The sequence below is a fragment of the Streptomyces sp. NPDC049541 genome (genome assembly GCF_044465725.1).
In the GTDB taxonomy this organism is placed as follows: domain Bacteria; phylum Actinomycetota; class Actinomycetes; order Streptomycetales; family Streptomycetaceae; genus Streptomyces.
Window position 1 is genome coordinate 582,851 of the sequence record NZ_JBITLY010000006.1, and the last position, 17,469, is coordinate 600,319.

The 17,469-nt window shown below is 71.6% G+C and carries 16 protein-coding genes and 1 pseudogene; 7 read left to right on the plus strand and 10 right to left on the minus strand.

What is annotated here, in order from left to right:
* The first annotated feature begins 9 nt into the window (after window positions 1-9).
* The 5 genes from ACIBW9_RS25285 (at window position 10) to ACIBW9_RS25305 (ending at window position 4,741) form a co-directional block, all read left to right on the plus strand.
* On the plus strand, window positions 10-1,032 hold the full coding sequence (locus ACIBW9_RS25285; RefSeq protein ID WP_398958612.1) for a LacI family DNA-binding transcriptional regulator: 1,023 nt from the start codon (window positions 10-12) through the stop codon (window positions 1,030-1,032).
* A gap of 143 nt (window positions 1,033-1,175) precedes the next feature.
* Window positions 1,176-2,234 (plus strand): S1C family serine protease, encoded by a 1,059-nt coding sequence (locus ACIBW9_RS25290; protein WP_398958615.1) that lies wholly within the window; start codon window positions 1,176-1,178, stop codon window positions 2,232-2,234.
* A 29-nt stretch (window positions 2,235-2,263) separates the two neighbouring features.
* Entirely contained in the window at window positions 2,264-2,464 is a 201-nt protein-coding gene (locus tag ACIBW9_RS25295; protein WP_398958617.1) for a hypothetical protein, read from the plus strand.
* Between the two features lie 88 nt (window positions 2,465-2,552).
* Window positions 2,553-3,290, plus strand: coding sequence for a response regulator transcription factor (locus tag ACIBW9_RS25300; protein ID WP_398958619.1), 738 nt, complete (start codon window positions 2,553-2,555; stop codon window positions 3,288-3,290).
* Window positions 3,291-3,784: 494 nt separating this feature from the next.
* On the plus strand, window positions 3,785-4,741 hold the full coding sequence (locus tag ACIBW9_RS25305; RefSeq protein WP_398958727.1) for an ATP-binding protein: 957 nt from the start codon (window positions 3,785-3,787) through the stop codon (window positions 4,739-4,741).
* 46 nt (window positions 4,742-4,787) lie between these two features.
* Here the strand turns inward: ACIBW9_RS25305 and ACIBW9_RS25310 are convergent, their stop codons facing one another.
* Window positions 4,788-5,342 (minus strand): Uma2 family endonuclease, encoded by a 555-nt coding sequence (locus ACIBW9_RS25310; protein WP_398958621.1) that lies wholly within the window; start codon window positions 5,340-5,342, stop codon window positions 4,788-4,790.
* 180 nt (window positions 5,343-5,522) lie between these two features.
* Between ACIBW9_RS25310 and ACIBW9_RS25315 the strand changes: the two genes are divergently transcribed.
* Entirely contained in the window at window positions 5,523-6,260 is a 738-nt protein-coding gene (locus tag ACIBW9_RS25315; protein ID WP_398958623.1) for a PH domain-containing protein, read from the plus strand.
* Window positions 6,261-6,360: 100 nt separating this feature from the next.
* Here the strand turns inward: ACIBW9_RS25315 and ACIBW9_RS25320 are convergent, their stop codons facing one another.
* The 5 genes from ACIBW9_RS25320 to ACIBW9_RS25340 all read right to left on the minus strand — a co-directional run bounded on the left by ACIBW9_RS25320 (window position 6,361) and on the right by ACIBW9_RS25340 (window position 11,952).
* Window positions 6,361-6,573 carry a hypothetical protein gene (locus tag ACIBW9_RS25320; protein WP_398958625.1) on the minus strand — a complete coding sequence of 71 codons (213 nt, stop codon included), beginning with the start codon at window positions 6,571-6,573 and terminating at the stop codon, window positions 6,361-6,363.
* A 129-nt stretch (window positions 6,574-6,702) separates the two neighbouring features.
* A complete protein-coding gene (locus ACIBW9_RS25325; RefSeq protein WP_398958627.1) occupies window positions 6,703-8,487 on the minus strand; it encodes an ABC transporter ATP-binding protein in 1,785 nt (594 codons plus the stop codon).
* Window positions 8,488-8,595: 108 nt separating this feature from the next.
* On the minus strand, window positions 8,596-8,724 hold the full coding sequence (locus ACIBW9_RS25330; RefSeq protein WP_398958629.1) for a hypothetical protein: 129 nt from the start codon (window positions 8,722-8,724) through the stop codon (window positions 8,596-8,598).
* A 188-nt stretch (window positions 8,725-8,912) separates the two neighbouring features.
* On the minus strand, window positions 8,913-10,094 hold the full coding sequence (locus ACIBW9_RS25335; RefSeq protein WP_398958631.1) for a DUF2993 domain-containing protein: 1,182 nt from the start codon (window positions 10,092-10,094) through the stop codon (window positions 8,913-8,915).
* A 58-nt stretch (window positions 10,095-10,152) separates the two neighbouring features.
* A complete protein-coding gene (locus ACIBW9_RS25340) occupies window positions 10,153-11,952 on the minus strand; it encodes a bifunctional metallophosphatase/5'-nucleotidase (protein WP_398958633.1) in 1,800 nt (599 codons plus the stop codon).
* Window positions 11,953-12,140: 188 nt separating this feature from the next.
* Between ACIBW9_RS25340 and mshD the strand changes: the two genes are divergently transcribed.
* Window positions 12,141-13,067 (plus strand): mycothiol synthase, encoded by a 927-nt coding sequence (gene mshD, locus ACIBW9_RS25345; RefSeq protein ID WP_398958635.1) that lies wholly within the window; start codon window positions 12,141-12,143, stop codon window positions 13,065-13,067.
* 95 nt (window positions 13,068-13,162) lie between these two features.
* On the opposite strand, the gene ACIBW9_RS25350 is transcribed toward mshD, so the two are convergent.
* The 4 genes and pseudogenes from ACIBW9_RS25350 to ACIBW9_RS25365 all read right to left on the minus strand — a co-directional run bounded on the left by ACIBW9_RS25350 (window position 13,163) and on the right by ACIBW9_RS25365 (window position 17,099).
* Window positions 13,163-13,822, minus strand: coding sequence for an ABC transporter (locus tag ACIBW9_RS25350; RefSeq protein ID WP_398958637.1), 660 nt, complete (start codon window positions 13,820-13,822; stop codon window positions 13,163-13,165).
* A gap of 16 nt (window positions 13,823-13,838) precedes the next feature.
* A pseudogene (locus ACIBW9_RS25355) lies at window positions 13,839-15,412 on the minus strand (ABC transporter permease).
* The gene (locus ACIBW9_RS25360) at window positions 15,409-16,272 is read right to left on the minus strand and encodes an ABC transporter ATP-binding protein (RefSeq protein WP_398958639.1); all 864 of its coding nucleotides are present in this window, start codon (window positions 16,270-16,272) and stop codon (window positions 15,409-15,411) included. Before ACIBW9_RS25360 ends, ACIBW9_RS25355 begins: the two are co-directional and overlap by 4 nt.
* Window positions 16,269-17,099: a zf-HC2 domain-containing protein gene (locus tag ACIBW9_RS25365; RefSeq protein WP_398958641.1), complete on the minus strand. Its 831-nt coding sequence runs from the start codon at window positions 17,097-17,099 to the stop codon at window positions 16,269-16,271. The genes ACIBW9_RS25360 and ACIBW9_RS25365 overlap by 4 nt, the downstream gene beginning before the upstream one ends.
* Window positions 17,100-17,469: the final 370 nt, after the last annotated feature.

Sequence of the window (17,469 nt, forward strand, 5' to 3'; positions counted from 1 at the left end):
ACTCCGCGCGTGGCCAAGGTGACTCGGGATGATGTGGCGCGGCTGGCGGGAACTTCGACCGCCGTCGTCAGTTACGTCATCAACAACGGACCCCGGCCGGTCGCCCCGGCCACGCGCGAGCGTGTCCTCGCCGCCATCAAGGAGCTGGGGTACCGACCGGACCGGGTCGCCCAGGCGATGGCGTCCCGGCGTACGGACCTCATAGGCCTGATCATCCCGGACGCGCGCCAGCCCTTCTTCGGGGAGATGGCGCACGCGGTCGAACAGGCCGCCTCCGAGCGCGGGAAGATGGTGCTCGTCGGCAACACCGACTACGTCAGCGAGCGCGAGGTCCACTACCTGCGCGCCTTCCTGGGCATGCGGGTCTCGGGGCTGATCCTCGTCTCGCACGCCCTCAACGACCAGGCCGCAGCGGAGATAGACGCCTGGGACGCCCGGGTGGTCCTGCTGCACGAGAGGCCCGAGGCCATCGACGACGTCGCCGTCGTCACCGACGACCTGGGCGGCGCCGAGCTCGCCGTACGCCACCTCATCGAGCACGGCTACGAGTACGTCGCCTGTATGGGCGGCACCGCCGAGACCCCGGCGGTCGGCGACCCGGTCTCCGACCACGTCGAGGGCTGGCGGCGCGCGATGGGCGAGGCCGGGATCTCCACCGAGGGGCGGCTCTTCGAGGCGCCGTACAACCGCTACGACGCGTACCGCGTGGCGCTGGAGATCCTCTCCGGGCCGCAGCGGCCGCCCGCGATCTTCTGCTCCACCGACGACCAGGCGATCGGCGTGCTGCGGGCCGCCCGCGAGCTGCGGATCGATGTGCCGGGTCAGCTGGCGGTCGCCGGCTTCGACGACATCAAGGAGGCGGCGCTGACCGACCCGCCCCTGACCACGATCGCCTCGGACCGCTCCGCGATGGCCCGGGCGGCCGTGGACCTCGTACTCGACGACGGGCTCAGGGTGGTGGGGGCGCGGCGGGAACGGCTCAAGCAGTTCCCGTCACGACTGGTCACGCGGACCTCCTGCGGCTGCGCATGAGGGCCGTGCACCGGCGCATGAAAGGTGTCTGAAGGCTCCCGCCGGGCTGCGGGAAGCCTCTTTATATCGGGCAAACAAGGTTCTGCCGGGCTTCTCAGCCGGCACTCAGGAAGCTCTCATGGTCACGGTTCAAGCTCGTTGTCATGACCGAGAGCTTCCGCCGCAGCGGCGAGTACGAGAGCTATGACGGCTACGGGAACCCGCAGCAGGGCGCCCCGCAGCACGCCTCCTCCCCTGTGAACCCCGAGTGGCCGCCCCCGCCGGCGCAGCCGCCGGTGCAGCAGGCCATGGTCGAGCCGGCCCACGCTCCGGCACCGAGGAAGCGGACCCGGGGCCCCCTGGCCCTGCTGGCCGCCGTGGCGATCGTCGCCGCGGCGATCGGCGGCGGCACCGCGTACGCCTTCCAGGAGCTGACCGGCAACGACACCGTCGCCACCAGCAGCACCAGCACCAATGTGGTGCCGGCCGGCAAGAAGGGCGACGTCGCCACCATCGCCGCGGCCGTCAGCCCGAGCGTGGTCGAGATCAACGCCACCCTGGACAACGGCTCCTCGACCGGCTCCGGGGTGATCATCACCAGCGGCGGCGAGATCGTCACCAACAACCACGTCATCGCCGGCGCCTCGTCGATCAAGGTGACGACCAGCAACGGCAAGAGCTACACCGCGAAGGTGGTCGGCACCGACAGCAAGAAGGACCTCGCCCTGATCAAGCTGGAGGGTGCGTCCGGGCTGAAGGCGGCGACCCTCGGCAACTCCAACGGGGTGCAGGTCGGCGACACGGTCGTGGCGATCGGCTCCCCCGAGGGCCTGAGCGGCACGGTCACCAGCGGCATCGTCTCGGCCCTGAACCGCGACGTCACCGTCTCCACCGACGAGGGCCAGAACCAGGGGCAGGGCGGCGGTGACGGCCGGTGGCCGTTCTCCTTCGGCGGCCAGCAGTTCAACGGTGACACGGGGTCCTCGACGACCACGTACAAGGCGATCCAGACCGACGCGTCCCTCAACCCGGGCAACTCCGGCGGCGCGCTGATCGACGCAGCGGGCGACATCATCGGCATCAACTCCGCGATGTACTCGGCCAGTTCGCAGTCGTCCTCGGGTCTGTCGGACGCCGGCAGCGTCGGCCTCGGCTTCGCCATCCCGATCAACACCGTCAAGTCCGACCTGGCCAGCCTCCGGGCCGGCGGCTCCGACAGCTGAATCCCGCCTTCACGAACAGGGAGTACGTCATGATCCAGCAGGTTTCGCACACGGTCGCCGGCACCGACCCGGCCGGTTTCGCCCTGGCCCTCGCGGTGGCGTACGAACTCCACGCACCGACGACCCGGGCGCCGGAGGTGGCCCCCCAGCTGATGGGCCTGCACACCACGGCCGCCCGCCCGCACCGCCGCAAGGTGCCGCTGAAGCGTATCGCGGCGATGCGTGGCTGATATGCGAGGCTGAAGGCGTTCAGCACGTTCAGCGTCTTCCGCTGGTTCAGGCCCTTGCCGTCCCACCGCACCGAGGAACCCGAAGCCCATGAGCCCCGCCGATGGCGACCGTGACCCGCAGCGCATCCTGATCGTCGACGACGAGCCGGCCGTACGCGAAGCACTCCAGCGCAGCCTCGCCTTCGAGGGCTACGAGACGGAGGTCGCGGTCGACGGCGCCGACGCCCTGGAGAAGGCGACGGCGTACCAGCCCGACCTGGTCGTCCTCGACATCCAGATGCCGCGCATGGACGGCCTGACCGCGGCCCGCCGTATGCGCGGGGCGGGCACGACGACGCCGATCCTGATGCTGACGGCACGCGACACGGTCGGCGACCGGGTGACGGGCCTCGACGCCGGCGCCGACGACTACCTGGTCAAGCCCTTCGAGCTGGACGAGCTGTTCGCGCGCGTCCGTGCCCTGCTGCGGCGCAGCTCGTACGCCGCCGCGGCGGCCGCCGGTGCCCTCCAGGAGGACGAGGCGCTGAGCTTCGCGGACCTGCGGATGGATCTGGCGACGCGGGAGGTGACGCGGGGCGGGCGCCAGGTGGAGCTGACCCGCACGGAGTTCACCCTCCTGGAGATGTTCATGGCGCACCCGCGTCAGGTGCTGACCAGGGAGCAGATCCTGAAGGCGGTCTGGGGCTTCGACTTCGAGCCGTCCTCGAACTCCCTGGACGTGTACGTCATGTACCTGCGCCGCAAGACGGAGGCGGGCGGCGAGCCGCGCCTGGTGCACACGGTGCGGGGCGTGGGGTATGTGCTGCGGCAGGGCGGCGCGGAGTGAGGAAGGTCCTGCGCCGCTTCCAGACCCTGCCGATCCGCTCCCGGCTGGCGATGCTGGTGGCTGCGGCGGTGGCCTTTGCGGTGGCGGCGGTCTCGGTGACGTGCTGGTTCATTGTGCAGGGGAAGCTGTACGACCAGGTCGACACGCAGCTCGACGGTGCCAGTCTGCGGCTGAACCAGGATGACGTCGCTGCTGTGCTGGCCGCCTGTCCGAAGGAAGCGAGCGACTCGTCCCACGGCATGCGCCCCAGGGACTACTACGTACAGCTGGTGAAGTCGGACGGCACCGTCTGCGTGTTCCCTGATTCCGCGGGCGCCGTCAAGGCCACGGCGGAGGACAGGAACGTGGCGGCAGACCCCGACCTGCGTGTGCGCACCTTCCACACCAGCACCGACGGCCGCGGCCACGACGTGAGGGTGCGGACCACTCCCCTCGTGGTGGCGGGATTCGGACCCAACGCTCAGCTCTACCCCGACTACGCACTGGTCGTCGGCGTGTCCCTCAAGGAAACCCAGAACACCCTCAACGACCTCGCCCTGATCCTCCTCCTCGTCTCCGGCGTCGGAGTCCTCGGCGCCGGCGCCGCGGGCCTCGCGGTCGCCCGCGCAGGGCTGCGCCCCGTCGACAAGCTCACCGAGGCCGTCGAACACGTAGCCCGCACCGAGGACTTGAGCATCCGCATCCCGGTGGAGGACGACGCCGAGGACGAGGTGGCCCGGCTCTCCCGCTCCTTCAACTCGATGACCGCCTCCCTGGCCAGCTCCCGCGACCTGCAGCAGCAGCTCATCGCCGACGCCGGTCACGAACTCCGCACCCCCCTCACCTCCCTCCGCACCAACATCGAACTCCTCAGCCGCAGCGAGGAGACCGGCCGCCCCCTCCCTCCGGCCGACCGCAAGGCGCTCCTCGCCTCCGTGAAGGCGCAGATGACCGAACTGGCCGCGTTGATCGGCGACTTGCAGGAGCTGTCGCGGTCGGAGGGCCAGCGGGGCGAGCGTGTCCAGGTGGTCTCGCTGGAGGACATCGTGGAAGCGGCGCTGCGCCGGGCGCGGCTGCGCGGGCCGGAGCTGACGATCACGGCGGAGCTGCATCCCTGGTACGTACGGGCGGAGCCCTCCGCCCTGGAGCGGGCGATCGTCAACATCCTCGACAACGCGGTGAAGTTCAGCCCCGAGGGCGGCACCATCGAGGTGGAGCTCGGCAGCGGCATCCTGACGGTCCGCGACCACGGCCCCGGCATCCCCGCCGAGGAACTCCCGCATGTCTTCGACCGCTTCTGGCGCTCACCGAGCGCACGAGCGCTGCCGGGCTCGGGCCTGGGTCTTTCGATAGTCGCACGGACGGTGGGGCAGGCGGGCGGCGAGGTCACCCTGACCCCCGCGGAGGGCGGCGGCACGGTGGCGACGGTACGGCTGCCGGGGGCGCCGATGCCGCCGCCGGAGGGGCCGTAGCCCGGCCGGCCTCAGCCCCGCTTCGGGCCGGTGATCGTCTCTCCGATCACGAATCCCTTCGCGGGGCCCTCGGGGATGGTGACGTCGGTGCCGTAGGGGACCCGGTGGATGTCCTCCCAGTCGGCCTTGTCGGGGCGGGGCCGGTGAAGAGGGTGACGGCGCCCTGGCCGTCGTAGTCGTCGATGAGGACGTGCACGGGGGTGCCGGCGCGGGCGTATTCACGGCGCCTGCGGATGCGGTCGCGGTCCTGGTTGCGCTTGCCGGGGGAGACGCCTTCGACAACCATCGAGAGTGCGGAAGCCTTGATGCCCAGGCCGTCCTCATCCTCGATCAGCTCTGCGTCTCGAGGTGCCACGAGCCCGTCTGGAATCCACGCCCTGCGTGCGTGGATCACGTTCGTGTCGTTCCAGGCGCCGTACTCGCTGCCCTTCAAATAGATCGTCAGAGCGTCCCTGAGACGATTGACGACCTGGGAACGGGCAAAGCGGCCGGTGGGTGACACCTCGATGGCTCCCTCGATGATCTCAGCGCGGTAGCCCTCGGGGAGTTCCATGGCCTTCCACGCCTGCCACAGGGCCTCGTCCAGGTCGGGCCCGTTCATGGATTCAGCCGGAGCGTGAGACATGGTCTCGGGCCTCTCATGGGCGAGAGCGGTCAAGGTGGCACCTCCTCCTCACGTCGGGGCTGGGCGTGCCTGCGGCACAAGCAACGCCGACCGCCTCCTGACCCGGACAGGTCCCCGCCTTACGATCACCTCGGACATGGATGCCGGGGAGGGCGTATGGGCGGGGACACGGGCGGGATCGAGCGGGTGTACCGAAGACGGCGCAGGTTGCCGTGGCAGTACATCGGCCTGGTGGCGTTGGTGTGCTTCAACGCCCTCCTTCAGACCGGCCGCGTCTCCGACGACCCGGCTGTGCCCCGATGGGGGCCGTGGCTGATCGGGCTGCTCGCGGTGGCGACCCTCGTCCGGGTCGCCCTGGAGCAGTTCCGGGCGCACACCCGCGTGACCGCCTCGGGCGTCACCGCCCAGGGGAACCTCCGTTCACGCTCGTGGGCCTGGCACGAGGTGTACGACATCCGGGTCGAGCAGGCTCCGCGCGGTACCGGGAAGCTGGGTCCCCAGTGGCTCACCTACCTCTACGACCTCGAAGGCCGCCGCTTCCTGCTCCGGCACCTCGACGACTGGCAGCTGGCCGACCCCTACGCGGAGGTCTCCGACCTGTGCCTGGCCGCGGCCCCCCATCGCAGCCTCACCTGGGAACGTCAGCCCCACGTCGAGGAGTTGATCCTGCGGCGCGCGGCGCGGCGCAGGGCCTGGACATGGGCTGCGTACGGCGCGCTCATCACGTTCGGCGTCATGCTCGTGCTGGACATCGGGATGGTCGCCACCGGGAGTCCGGAGCACGAGTTCCTGCTGTTCGTGTGCGCGCCGCTGGCCTCCTTCGGCGTCCTGGGCGCCGCACTAGACCGGTACTGGACCAGCCGTCCCCCGCGCACATTGCCACAGCAGCCGTAGTGTCCGGGTCAGTGGAAGCCGAGCATGCCCTGTCGGGACCGCCCCACCAGTCCCGGAACATCCTGCCGACCGTGCCATGGCGCGCTCGTGGCGAGAATGATCACGCGGACCTGCCCCGCAGGCTGTGCATCTTCTCGGTAGCCATCGCGTAGAGGTCGACCAGGGCATCCGGCTCTTGACCGAACTGCTCGTCGGTCAGCGTGCAGCCCATGCGCTCACGCAGTACCTCGCGGTCCGCGGCGACGCGCTCCGCGATCTGCTCCGCCGTGAACTGCTCCGAGACCACCTGCTCGACCAGCCGCCTCAAAGTCATCCCCCGCTCCTTGGCCACCTGGGCGAGACGGTCGCGGGCCTGCCGGGACACGTGAATGGCCGTACGCTCCGCCTTGGCCCCACCACAGGGTCGCCGCGGACCCTCGGTGCCCGGGCCGCCCGCCCCGCACTACCACCTGAGGATCATCGTCTCGTCCTGCGCCGACGGTACGTCGGCCACGGCGTCCGGCAGTGGCTCGGCGAGCCGGGCGTAGGTGCCCGAGCGGGCGAGGAGCTCCCGGTGGGTGCCCGCTTCCACCAGGCGGCCTCGGTCGACGACGAGGATCCGGTCCGCGTCCGGTGCGAGGCTCAGATCGTGCGTGATCATGATCGTCGTACGGCCCGCCATCAGCCTGCGCAGCGGGGTCACCACCTGGCGGGCGGCCACCGCGTCCAGACCCGCGGTCGGCTCGTCGAGGACCAGGACCGGTGCGGCGCGCAGCATCGCGCGGGCGATCGCGACGCGCTGCAGCTGGCCCCCGGAGAGGGCGGCCGTGCCGGGCGCGATGTGGGTGTCGTAGCCCTCGGGGAGGGCGGTGATGAAGTTGTGCGCCGCCGCCTCGCGGGCCGCCCGCTCGATCTCCTCGTCGCTCGCGCCGGGCCGCCCGCAGGCGATGTTCTCGCGGATGGTGCCGCTGAGGACGAGGGTCTCCTGGGGCAGCAGAGCCACGTTCTCGCGCAGGAACTCCAGCGGCACGTCCGTGAGCGGGACGCCGTCCAGGGTGATCGTGCCCTGTGAGGGGTCGTAGAAGCGGGTGAGGAGTTTGGAGAGGGTGGACTTGCCGGCGCCGCTGGAGCCGGTGATGATCACCAGCTCGCCGGGGCCCGCGGTGAACGTCACCTCGCGCAGGGAGGCCCGCCGGGACCCGGGGTAGCGGAAGGAGACGTCGTGGAAGGCGACCCAGCCGCGCACCGGCCACTCGGCGACCGGTCGGGCGGGGTCGGCGACGGCGGGTTCCGCGTCCAGGATCTCGTTCAGGCGCTGGGCGCCCGCGGTGGCGGCGGTGAGGGTGAGGCCCAGCTGCCCGAGGTTGCGGACCGGCGGGTAGAGGTAGCCGATGAAGGCGGCGAAGGCGAGGAGTTGGCCCAGGGTCATGCGGCCGGCCGAGATCTCCCAGACGCCCAGGCCGATGACGGCCAGCACGCAGAGCGTCTCGACGACCTCGACGAACTGCTCGTACATCTCGCTGAGGCGGGCCCCGCGGACGGATGCCGTCATCCAGGCGCGGGCCTCGCGGTCGAGTCGCTGCTCCTCGTCCCGGCGGCGGTTGTAGGCCTGGGTGAGGACGATGTTGCCGAGCGACTCCTCCACGACGGAGGTGATCGCGCCGTCGGCGACCCGTTCGTCCTGGGAGGCCGTCCTGATACGGCCGGAGAAGCGGCGGGCGGCGAGGAGGAAGAGGGGCGCGAGGACGAAGGTGGCCAGGGCCAGGTCCCAGCGCAGCCAGAGAGCGGCGCAGGAGTAGAACACCGCGGAGAAAGCGGCGGATGCCGTGCCGACGACACCGGAGACGACCATCTGCTCGATGGCCTCGACGTCACCGGTCAGCCGCTCGACCAGATCGCCCTGGCGGTGCTTCTGGAAGAAGTGCGGCGGCAGGCCCTGGACATGCCGGAAGACGCCCGCCCGTAGCCGCAGCACGAATCTCTCCGCGGTCCAGGTGGCGAGCGAGTTGCCGAAATAGCCGACGAGCGCGCCCAGCACGGCGACGGCCAGCCAGGCACCGGCGGGCCCCCAGAACGCCGAGAGCGAGCCTGCCTTCAGGGCGTTGTCGGTGAGCTCCGCGAACAGCAGGATCGAGGCGGTCTCGGCGAGCGCGGACACCACCACGCACGCGACGATCGCCGCGAGCCACTTGCGGTCGCCGCGGGTCAGCGGCCAGAAACGACGGAAGGCCGCACGGACCTCACCCATGGTCGACAACTCCCTTCTCGTACGCCGGTGCCGGCGCCGGACATGGCCGAGGCGGGGCCACCGGGCGAGCGACGCTCGCCGCCCGGTGACCCCGCCTCGCGGCGTACCTCAGCCCTTGTGACCGACGGGCCGGCGCCTCGGGGCCGGAGCGGGCTTCTTCGGGGCCTTCTTCTTCGGCGCCGGGGCGCCCTTCTTGCAGTCGTTCTTCTTCACCGGGGCGATCTTGTGGAAGCTCATGACAGTCTGCCTTTCTTTCCGTGAATTGCTTTTCGTTTCGCGTCGTTCGCTTTCGACACGGAAAACGTTACGGCATTCCCGGAGCAAGAAAAGACCAATTCCCCTTAGAGGTTGCTGAGTTGATCCTGTGGGAGATTCTTATGTCATTTACGGAACCGGATCCGCACTCACACAGGTTTTATCGAGTTTCAGCCGGAGCTGCCCACAGTCAGCCCCGACCCCTCGATCCGCACCCGGATCCCGTCCTTCTCCACCCGTACGTCCCGCAGCCGCAGCTCACCGCGGTCCGGTGTGGGCAGGCGGAAGCCCAGCGACAGGCGGTCGGCCAGGACCGGGCGGGTGAGCCGGGGCAGGGCGTTCAGCAGGGACGGGTCGAAGCCGAGCCGCTTGAGCAGGGCCGGGTGTTCCAGGGCCAGGTCGATCAGGTTGAGCCGCACGGCCCGGTGGATGAAGCGCGGGGAGCCCGTCACGCGCGCCAGTTCGGCGTCGGAGCGCAGGGCCGCGCGTACGGCGGAGTCGGGGACGCCGAGCCGCCGTACCACCGCGGGCACCGCGAACAGCGCCTTCGCCTTCTTCGTCTCGTGCGCGAGGCGTGCGGCGGAGGCACGGGTCAGGTGCAGGCCCTCGGACGCGCGGGTGCCGGGCCGGTAGGTGGCCAGGTCCCCGATGTCCAGGCGCATTCCGCCGATCTGCGTCGCGATGCCGTGCGCGCCGTCCGGGCCGATCCGGGCGTCGGCCCGCAACCGGAGGTCGTGTCCGGCCACCGGGAGCGTGCCGCGCGCCAGCACCCGGTCATGGCCCTGTCCGGTGAACGTCACCTGGGAGGCGCCCAGTTCGCGGTTCAGGTCGTCGAAGGAGAGCAGTACGTCACCGTCGAGCCGGGGAATTGCCGCGCCGCGTACGGAGGTCGGCCCGTCGGGCGCGTTCAGCCGCACGTCGTGCGCGGTAGCCGTCACTCTCGCGAGCGAGACCCGGTCGGCGGCCACGTCGGGCACGGTGACCTGCACCGACTTCAGCCTCTCGTCGGCGAGTTGGGTGAGGAAGGGAAAGCCGTCGATGTCCACTTCGGGCGCCGCGCTCAGGTGCATCCGGTCCTTGAGCTCATCGGCCGCCCGGCGCTCGGCGTAGAGCAGCGCCCAGCGGTCGGCGAGGGTGAGGAAGGCGGCGAGGACGACGACGCCCACCACCGCCTTCAGCGCGAGCGGAAGACCCGCGAACCGCCTTCGCCTACGCCGGCCGCCACGGCGGTGGTTGGGCGGAGCCCATGGCTCGTCCTCCGCTTCCTCGGCCTCGCTTGCGACAAGGGCACCCTCGGAAAAGTCGTTGATGTTTGTACCAGGATGCGTCGTTATGTGGTGGGGGGCACGCATCGATCCATCCGACCATGCGAACGCCCCCCACCCGCAACCTCTGCCTCAGGTATGCGATCTAGCTCACGATCGTGATCCGGTCGGCCGCCGGGGGCGAAATCGGGCTGCCGGCCGAGGAGTTGGCCGTCAGGTACTTCGCCAGCGCCGCCAGATCGTCGGACCCGACGAGGTCGCCCGTGCCCTGTCCGAGCGTCGGGAATCCGTCGCCGCCGCCCGCGAGGAAGCTGTTGGTGGCGACGCGGTAGGTGGCCGCCGGGTCGATCGCGGACCCGTTCAGCTTGACGGAGTCCGTCACCACCCGGTCCGCGCCCGTCTTCGTCAGGTCCAGGGTGTACGTCAGCCCCGACGACGGCTGCAGGATCTTCGGCGCGGCGGTGTTCGTGCCGCTCACCTGCTCCTTGAGGACCTGGATCAGCTGGGCGCCGGTGAAGTTCTGCAGATTCACCGTGTTGGAGAACGGCTGGACGGTGAAGCCCTCCGCGTAGGTGACCACCCCGTCGCCCTCGCTGCCCTTGGCCGCGTAGGTGAGACCCGCCCGCACACCGCCCGGGTTCATCAGCGCCAGGTCGGTCTCCGGGTCGAGCTCCTTGCCGTACGCCAGCTGCGCGTCGGCGATCAGGTCGCCCATCGGGGACTCGGTGCCCGTGTTGGGGATGTCCGCGGAGATGTAGCCGATCGCACGGTTGCCGATGGGCGCCGCCAGGGTGTTCCACTTGCCGATCAGCTCGGTCATGTCCGGCGCCTTGGCGACGGTCCGGGTGACCACGTGGTTCGCCGACTTGACCGCCGTACGGGCGATGTCACCGGTGACGCGGTCGTACGTCAGCGTGGTGTCCGTGTAGAGCCGGCCGAAGGACGCCGCCGAGGTGACCATGCGGGGCCGGCCCGCCGGGTCGGGGACCGTGCAGACGTAGGCCGCGTGCGTGTGGCCCGTGACCAGCGCGTCCACCGCCGGCGTGATGTTCTTCGCGATGTCGACGATCGGGCCGGAGACACCGCTGCCCGCGCCCGCGGAGTCGCAGTTGTAGTTGTACGCGCCGGAGGCGGGCAGACCGCCCTCGTGGATCAGCGCGACGATCGACTTCACGCCCTGTGCCTGGAGCACCCGCGCGTACTTGTTGATCGTCTCGACCTCGTCCTTGAACTTGAGGCCCTTGACTCCTTCGGCGGAGACGACACCCGGGGTGTCCTCCAGGGTGACGCCGATGAAGCCGATCTTGACGTCCTTCTTCTTCCACACCCAGTAGGGCTTGAGGATCGGCCTGTTCGTCTTCTCGTCGAGGACGTTCGCCGCCAGATAGGGGAAGTCGGCGCCCTCGAACTCCTCGTCCGAGTAACAGCCGTCGGTCGGGTGGCAGCCGCCGTTCTGCAGGCGCGCCAGTTCCCTGGCGCCCTCGTCGAACTCGTGGTTGCCCACGGACGTGACGTCCAGGTCCAGCTTGTTCAGCGCCTCGATGGTGGGCTCGTCGTGGAAGAGGCCCGAGATCAGCGGTGAGGCGCCGACCATGTCGCCGCCGGCCGCGGTGATGGAGTACGGCTTGCCCTTGCGGGCCTCGCGCAGATGGGTCGCGAGGTACTCGACACCACCGGCGTCGATCGCCTTCGTCGTACCGTCGGCCTGCAGCTCGGTGACCCGCCCGGACGAGCCCGACGGCGGCTCCAGGTTGCCGTGCAGATCGTTGAAGGACAGCAGCTGTACGTCCTGGTAGCGGCTCGGGCGATGGCCGCCGCCCTTCGTCTCGTGCGCGTCCGCCGGCAGCGCGGCGGCGAGAGCGCCGGCGGTGGCGAGTCCGGCGGCTGCGGCGACGAGACGGAACGTCCGTCTGCGGCGCGGGTACGGCTGGGAAGTGGCTGGCATGCGCCCCCCTGAGGGTCCGTTGAGGCCTGCGGGTCTGCTGAAGGCCATGGCTGGATGTCATGGCCTCGCCCGGCGCAGCCTAGGGTCAACGCGCGTAGCGCGAAAAGGGATTCGTGGTTACATCCTGGTTTCCCTTTGCCCGGCCCTTGACCGCCACTTTGCCGGTACCTCCGCTTACCCTCGTACGCATGACCAGCGACGACACCGCCCGGCCCGGCCGGACCCGCTCCATCGAGACCTACTCCGCGCTCTCCCCGGAGCAGACGGAGGCCGTGCTCTCCCTGCTCGCGGCGGCCGCCCAGGACGACGGCCAGCAGGCGGTGTCCGAACAGGGACGGCTGCAACTGCGCGGCGGCGAACGCGAGGGCGTGTCCCATCTGCTGCTCAGCGTCGGCGACGAACTCGTGGGGTACGCGCAGCTGGAGGACACCGACCCGGTGGAGGCACCGGCCGCCGAACTGGTCGTGCACCCCGCGTACCGCGGGCAGGGGCACGGGCGGGCGCTCGGCTCGGCGCTGCTCGCGGCCTCCGGCAAGCGGCTGCGGGTGTGGGCGCACGGCGGGCACTCCGCGGCCCGGCATCTCGCGCAGGTCCTGGGGCTCACCCTCTTCCGCGAACTGCGGCAGATGCGGCGGCCGTTGGCGGACCTGAACCTGCCCGAGCCGGTGCTGCCGACGGAGGTGACGGTCCGTACCTTCGTCCCCGGCGAGGACGACGCCGCCTGGCTCGCGGTGAACGCCGCCGCGTTCGCCCACCACCCCGAGCAGGGCTCCCTCACCCAGCGCGACCTCGACGACCGCAAGGCCGAGCCGTGGTTCGACCCCGCGGGCTTCTTCCTCGCCTTCCGCGGCGGCGAACTCGTCGGCTTCCACTGGACGAAGGTGCATGCGGCCGACCAGCTGGGTGAGGTCTACGTCCTCGGGGTGCTGCCGGGTGCCCAGGGCGGGGGGCTGGGCAAGGCCCTCACCACGATCGGGCTGCGGCACCTGGAGGCGCAGGGGCTGCCGACCGCGATGCTGTACGTCGACGGGGACAACAAGGCGGCGGTGTCGGTGTACGAGCGGCTCGGTTTCACCACGTACGAGACGGATCTGATGTACCGCACGGAGACGTGAGCCTCCGGCGGTCGGGCGGTGTGTTGTGCGGGCGAGTGAGGTGCACGCCCCCGGGGGCTGCGCCCCCTGACCCCCGTCGGCCTACGGCCTCGTCCTCAAACGCCGGACGGCCTGGAGGTGCCTGACCGGCGGCTGAAGCGCAGCGCCCGCCTCGGCTCCGGCAAGCACACCCCCCAAGCCACCACCCCGACCCCCAGCAACACCCCCCACCGCTCGTGCGCAGCCGCCCAGCGGGGATCGTCGGCCGCGGCGAGCAGGGTCCAGCGGGCCGGGATCAGCAGGGCACCCAGCGTCGCCGTGGTCAGGACGGCGGCCGCCACCGACGGGCCCGGCTGCGGCTCGTCCGTGAGGCGTACGGCGGCGGCCGCCGCGGCCAGCGCGAGGACCGCGGTCGCGCCGGCCTCCAGGGTGACGGCGCCGACCGGGAGACGTACGGCGTGCGGTACGAGGGCCAGGGCGGCCGTCCACCACAGCCCGGCCACCGGCGCGACCAGCACCACCCGCAGGCCCGTGCGCACCCAACGCGGGGTGGTGACGGGGGTGGTGAGGTGCCGGGCCGGGTCGTCCAGCAGGAAGGTCAGGCCCAGCGCGAAGGCGAGGGCCGCCGCCCGCAGCAGGGTGAGCGCGAGCCAGGCGCCCGGCGGGCCGTCGGACAGCCGTGGCAGGGCGACGAGCAGCAACCCCACGGCCGCGCCCGCCCCGAGCGCCCGCCACGGCACCGTACGTGCCACGGCCGCCACCAGTGCCCCGCTCACCGGCACGGTCCTGTGCTCACTTCTCACACTCGTCCGCCCCCTTCGGCACCTTGGTCCCCAGCACCCGGGCCACCTCGGCGGTGGTCACCCCGGGAGCCGTCAGTTGCGCCCAGTGGGACTTGACGGCGGACGTGACCTCGGCTCGCGGACGGGAGAGCAGTTCCCGTACGACATCGGTCTGTGCGGCCGACATCGACACCGGGTTGGTGGGCGTCAGCGCGATCGCGGGCCCGCTCAGGCTGTCGTCGAGGCGGACGTTCCTGAGGTCGGCGATCGGGTCCGCGTCGCGGCCCAGTGCCAGCCACATCACCGTCACCATGCGGCCGTCGCAGAGCTCGCTGCCCTTCTTCTCGTCGCCGCCGACCAGCACGGAGGCCACGCCGACCGCGAACTCGGGCACCCGGTTGCCGCCCCAGCGCGTGCCGACCGTCACCTGGCCCGGCGTGGTGGACGGTGCGATCGCCGCGTCGCCGTAGCGGGCGTCGATCCGCTGCCGCACGAGCAGGGGGCGACTCGCGGCCGGACCGGCCGCGAGGGCCTGGACCCGGTCGACGACCCCGGCCCAGGTGCCCGTCCGGCCGGTCCACTCATCGAACGCGCAGTACTGCGAGGCACCGTGCCGTACGCACGACTGCTCCTTCTCGGGGGAGATCGAGGCGCGTTCCCGGGCGCCGCAAGCTCTGGCGAGACCCCACCGGACTGCCCGACCGCGCCGGTCGCTGCCAGGACCAGGGCACCCCCGAGCCCCAGCAGCGCCCCAAAGGGGCGCGGGGAACTGCGCGACCAGCCATGACGGCGCGGCAGACGACCAACGGCATCCCGCGGAGCGCAAAGCACCGCAGCGAAAGCCGCAGCCAGCACCAACCCGCCCAAATACACCGCATGCCAGGCCGCAGGCCTACCGACCAGGTCGGACGGCAGCGTCGAGCTGCTGTTCTCGCTCACCACGGGCGACAGCCAGCGGCTCCACTGCGCCCCCGACGTCCCCGTCGCGACGAACAGCAGGAACGTGAAGAGACCGAGCACCGTGAGCGGCGCCGCGAACACGGACGGGATCAGCCGGGCGATCAGCAGACCGACGGCTCCGCACAGCAGCACGTACAAGGGGGCCACTGCCAGTTCGGCCACCGACCCCTGCCCCACCGCACCGGGCCGCAGCGCCTGCCAGGTGAACTGGCCCCCCACGACCAGCGCGGTGAGCACACCGAACGGCACCACGGACAGGGCGTGCCCCACCGTGCGCCGCCACGGCTCCATGACCAGCACGTCGAAGTGCCGGTCGGTACCGCGCCGGCGGGAGCGCAGCGCGGCCCGGTTGACGCAGACGAACAGGGCGATGCCGAGCAGCACCGGCGTGGTCTGGGTCGCGCGGTCGACGTCCTGGAGCGCCGGGTAGGCGCTCATGCCGTCCGGGGGGAAGAGCAGCTTCCAGCCGGTGTAGCCGACGTAGAACAGCAGGGTCGCCGCCACCGGGATCTGCAGGAGCAGTTCGCGTGCCTCGAAGCGGGCGAGGGCGAGCACGGCCGCCCAGCTGCGGCGCTGTTCGCCGTGGACGACGGGCGGTGCCGTCGCCTCGATGACCGTGCTCATGCCGCCGCCACCTCCGCGCCCGCGCCGTCCAGGGTGAGCAGGTAGCCGTCCTCCAGGGTGGGTTCGAGCAGGTCGACGCCGGCGGGCGGGCTGCCCACGTTGCGGAAGGAGCCGGTGCCGGTGCGCCAGCCCGCCTTCGCTCCGGGGTCGCGTTCCGTGCTGCTCCAGACCCGTCCGGCCGCCCGTGCGGTCAGCTCGGCGGGGGTGCCGTCGAAGCGGATGCGGCCGCCCGCCATCACCAGTACGCGGTGGCAGAGCATCGCCACGTCCTCGGTCTGGTGGGTGGAGAGGAGGACGGTGCGACCCTCCCCTGCCTGGGCGATCAACTCCCGGAAGCGCATGCGCTGTTCGGGGTCGAGCCCGACGGTCGGCTCGTCGAGGACGAGGAAGCCGGGGTCACCGACGAGCGCGGCGGCCAGCGCGACGCGCTGCCGCATTCCGCCGGACAGCTTCTTGATGCGCTTGGCGCGTACGTCGGCGAGGTCGACCTCGTCCAGCACGCGCCGCACCTCCCGGTGCCGGGCGCCCCGGTCGGTGATCTCCTTGAGGATCGCCACGTAGTCGACGAACTCGAAGGCCGTGAAGTCCGGGTGGAAGCCGGGCGTCTGCGGCAGATAGCCGAGCCCGCGCCGCACCTCCTGGCGTCCTGCCGCCGTCGCCGGGTCGTGCCCGAGCACGGTGAAGGCGCCCCGGTCCGGGGGCACTGCGGTGGCCAGCACCCTGAGCAGGGTGGTCTTCCCGGCCCCGTTGGGCCCGAGCAGCCCGGTGACGCCCGAGGTCAGCCGCAGCGACACCTCGTCGAGGGCCTGGGTCCCGCCGAAGCGGAGGCTGAGCCCCGAAGCGGAAACGGTCGGTGTCATACGGCATCCCCCTGGAAGCGGTCGAAACGGTCACGTACGAGGAAGAGCAGCCAGCCGGTGAGCGCGGCGACCGCCGCCGCCACCCCCTGGCCGGCCGCGGTGAACGGCACGGGCATGGCGCCCGCGTCATAGGCGTGGGCCGCCAGCAGCAGCGCCACCCACACCCCGCCGACCAGCGACGGCGCGAGCACCGGGCCGAGCCGGGCGGTGAGGACCAGCCCTGTCGAGGTCAGGGCCAGCGCGGGCAGCAGCCAGGCGAGGGCGGCCGGCCCGTACCCCGGCAGCGCGAGGGTCGCGAGGCCGCTGAGGCCGAGCACGGCGGTGAGCACGGCGACCGTCCGCACCATCAGCAGCCTGAACCCGTGCATCGGCGCGACCACCGCCATCTCGTACGTCGGGTCCAGCGCGGGCCCGTACGACAGCGCGACCCCGCCGAGGGGCAGCAGCGGCGCGAGGGCGAGGAAGAGCGTGGGCGAGGCGGCCGCCGTGCCGGTGTGGGCCGCCACCACGCTCATCACCAGCACGGCGACGACCGCACCGAGCCAGGAACGGCGCAGCACGGGCGTGGCCGCGAGCAGCCGCGCGGTGTGGTCGGCGACCCCCAGCCGTATCAGCAGCCCCTCGAACACCCCCGGCCGGGGCGCGTCGAGCTCGGCGTCCAGCCGCTCCCATCCGGCGTCGACCCCACCCCGGTCACCGACCTCGGCGAGCACGCCCCGGCACTGCCCGCACGCGACCAGGTGGGTGTCGGCGGACCACAGCGCGGGCGGCGCCAACTCGCCCTGGGCGTAGGCCCTCAGGTCGTCAGCATCCACATGCCAGGTCATGCCCCCACCTCCCGCGCCGCGACGCGCCGCGCCGGACCCCGGTCACGCGCCTGCCCGCCCATCTCGTCATCCCCACGCCGGTACGACCGCCCCGCGCCCCTCCCGGCCCGGCGCACACCCCGGAAGCCCGCATCGCACACCCACCCGCTCACGTCAGCGCTCCCACACCTGCACGCGACCCCACAGCCCCGATCACACAGCAGCCCACCGCTGTCCCCCCTCCCACACCCGGACGCGACCCGGCAGACCCGATCGCACAGCAACCCGCCGACAACGCCCCTCCCGGCCCGGCGCACACCCCGGAAGCCCGCATCGCACACCCACCCGCTCACGTCAGCGCTCCCACACCTGCACGCGACCCCACAGCCCC

Excerpts from the sequence above, each read along its gene's own strand:
- ACIBW9_RS25290 (WP_398958615.1), top strand. The coding sequence starts at position 1,176 with ATGACCGAGAGCTTCCGCCGCAGCGGCGAGTACGAGAGCTATGACGGC.
- ACIBW9_RS25295 (WP_398958617.1), top strand. The coding sequence starts at position 2,264 with ATGATCCAGCAGGTTTCGCACACGGTCGCCGGCACCGACCCGGCCGGT.
- ACIBW9_RS25300 (WP_398958619.1), top strand. The coding sequence starts at position 2,553 with ATGAGCCCCGCCGATGGCGACCGTGACCCGCAGCGCATCCTGATCGTC.
- ACIBW9_RS25310 (WP_398958621.1), bottom strand. The coding sequence starts at position 5,342 with ATGAACGGGCCCGACCTGGACGAGGCCCTGTGGCAGGCGTGGAAGGCC.
- ACIBW9_RS25315 (WP_398958623.1), top strand. The coding sequence starts at position 5,523 with ATGGGCGGGGACACGGGCGGGATCGAGCGGGTGTACCGAAGACGGCGC.
- ACIBW9_RS25320 (WP_398958625.1), bottom strand. The coding sequence starts at position 6,573 with ATGACTTTGAGGCGGCTGGTCGAGCAGGTGGTCTCGGAGCAGTTCACG.
- ACIBW9_RS25325 (WP_398958627.1), bottom strand. The coding sequence starts at position 8,487 with ATGGGTGAGGTCCGTGCGGCCTTCCGTCGTTTCTGGCCGCTGACCCGC.
- ACIBW9_RS25330 (WP_398958629.1), bottom strand. The coding sequence starts at position 8,724 with ATGAGCTTCCACAAGATCGCCCCGGTGAAGAAGAACGACTGCAAGAAG.
- ACIBW9_RS25335 (WP_398958631.1), bottom strand. The coding sequence starts at position 10,094 with ATGCGTGCCCCCCACCACATAACGACGCATCCTGGTACAAACATCAAC.
- ACIBW9_RS25340 (WP_398958633.1), bottom strand. The coding sequence starts at position 11,952 with ATGCCAGCCACTTCCCAGCCGTACCCGCGCCGCAGACGGACGTTCCGT.
- mshD (WP_398958635.1), top strand. The coding sequence starts at position 12,141 with ATGACCAGCGACGACACCGCCCGGCCCGGCCGGACCCGCTCCATCGAG.
- ACIBW9_RS25360 (WP_398958639.1), bottom strand. The coding sequence starts at position 16,272 with ATGACACCGACCGTTTCCGCTTCGGGGCTCAGCCTCCGCTTCGGCGGG.
- ACIBW9_RS25365 (WP_398958641.1), bottom strand. The coding sequence starts at position 17,099 with ATGACCTGGCATGTGGATGCTGACGACCTGAGGGCCTACGCCCAGGGC.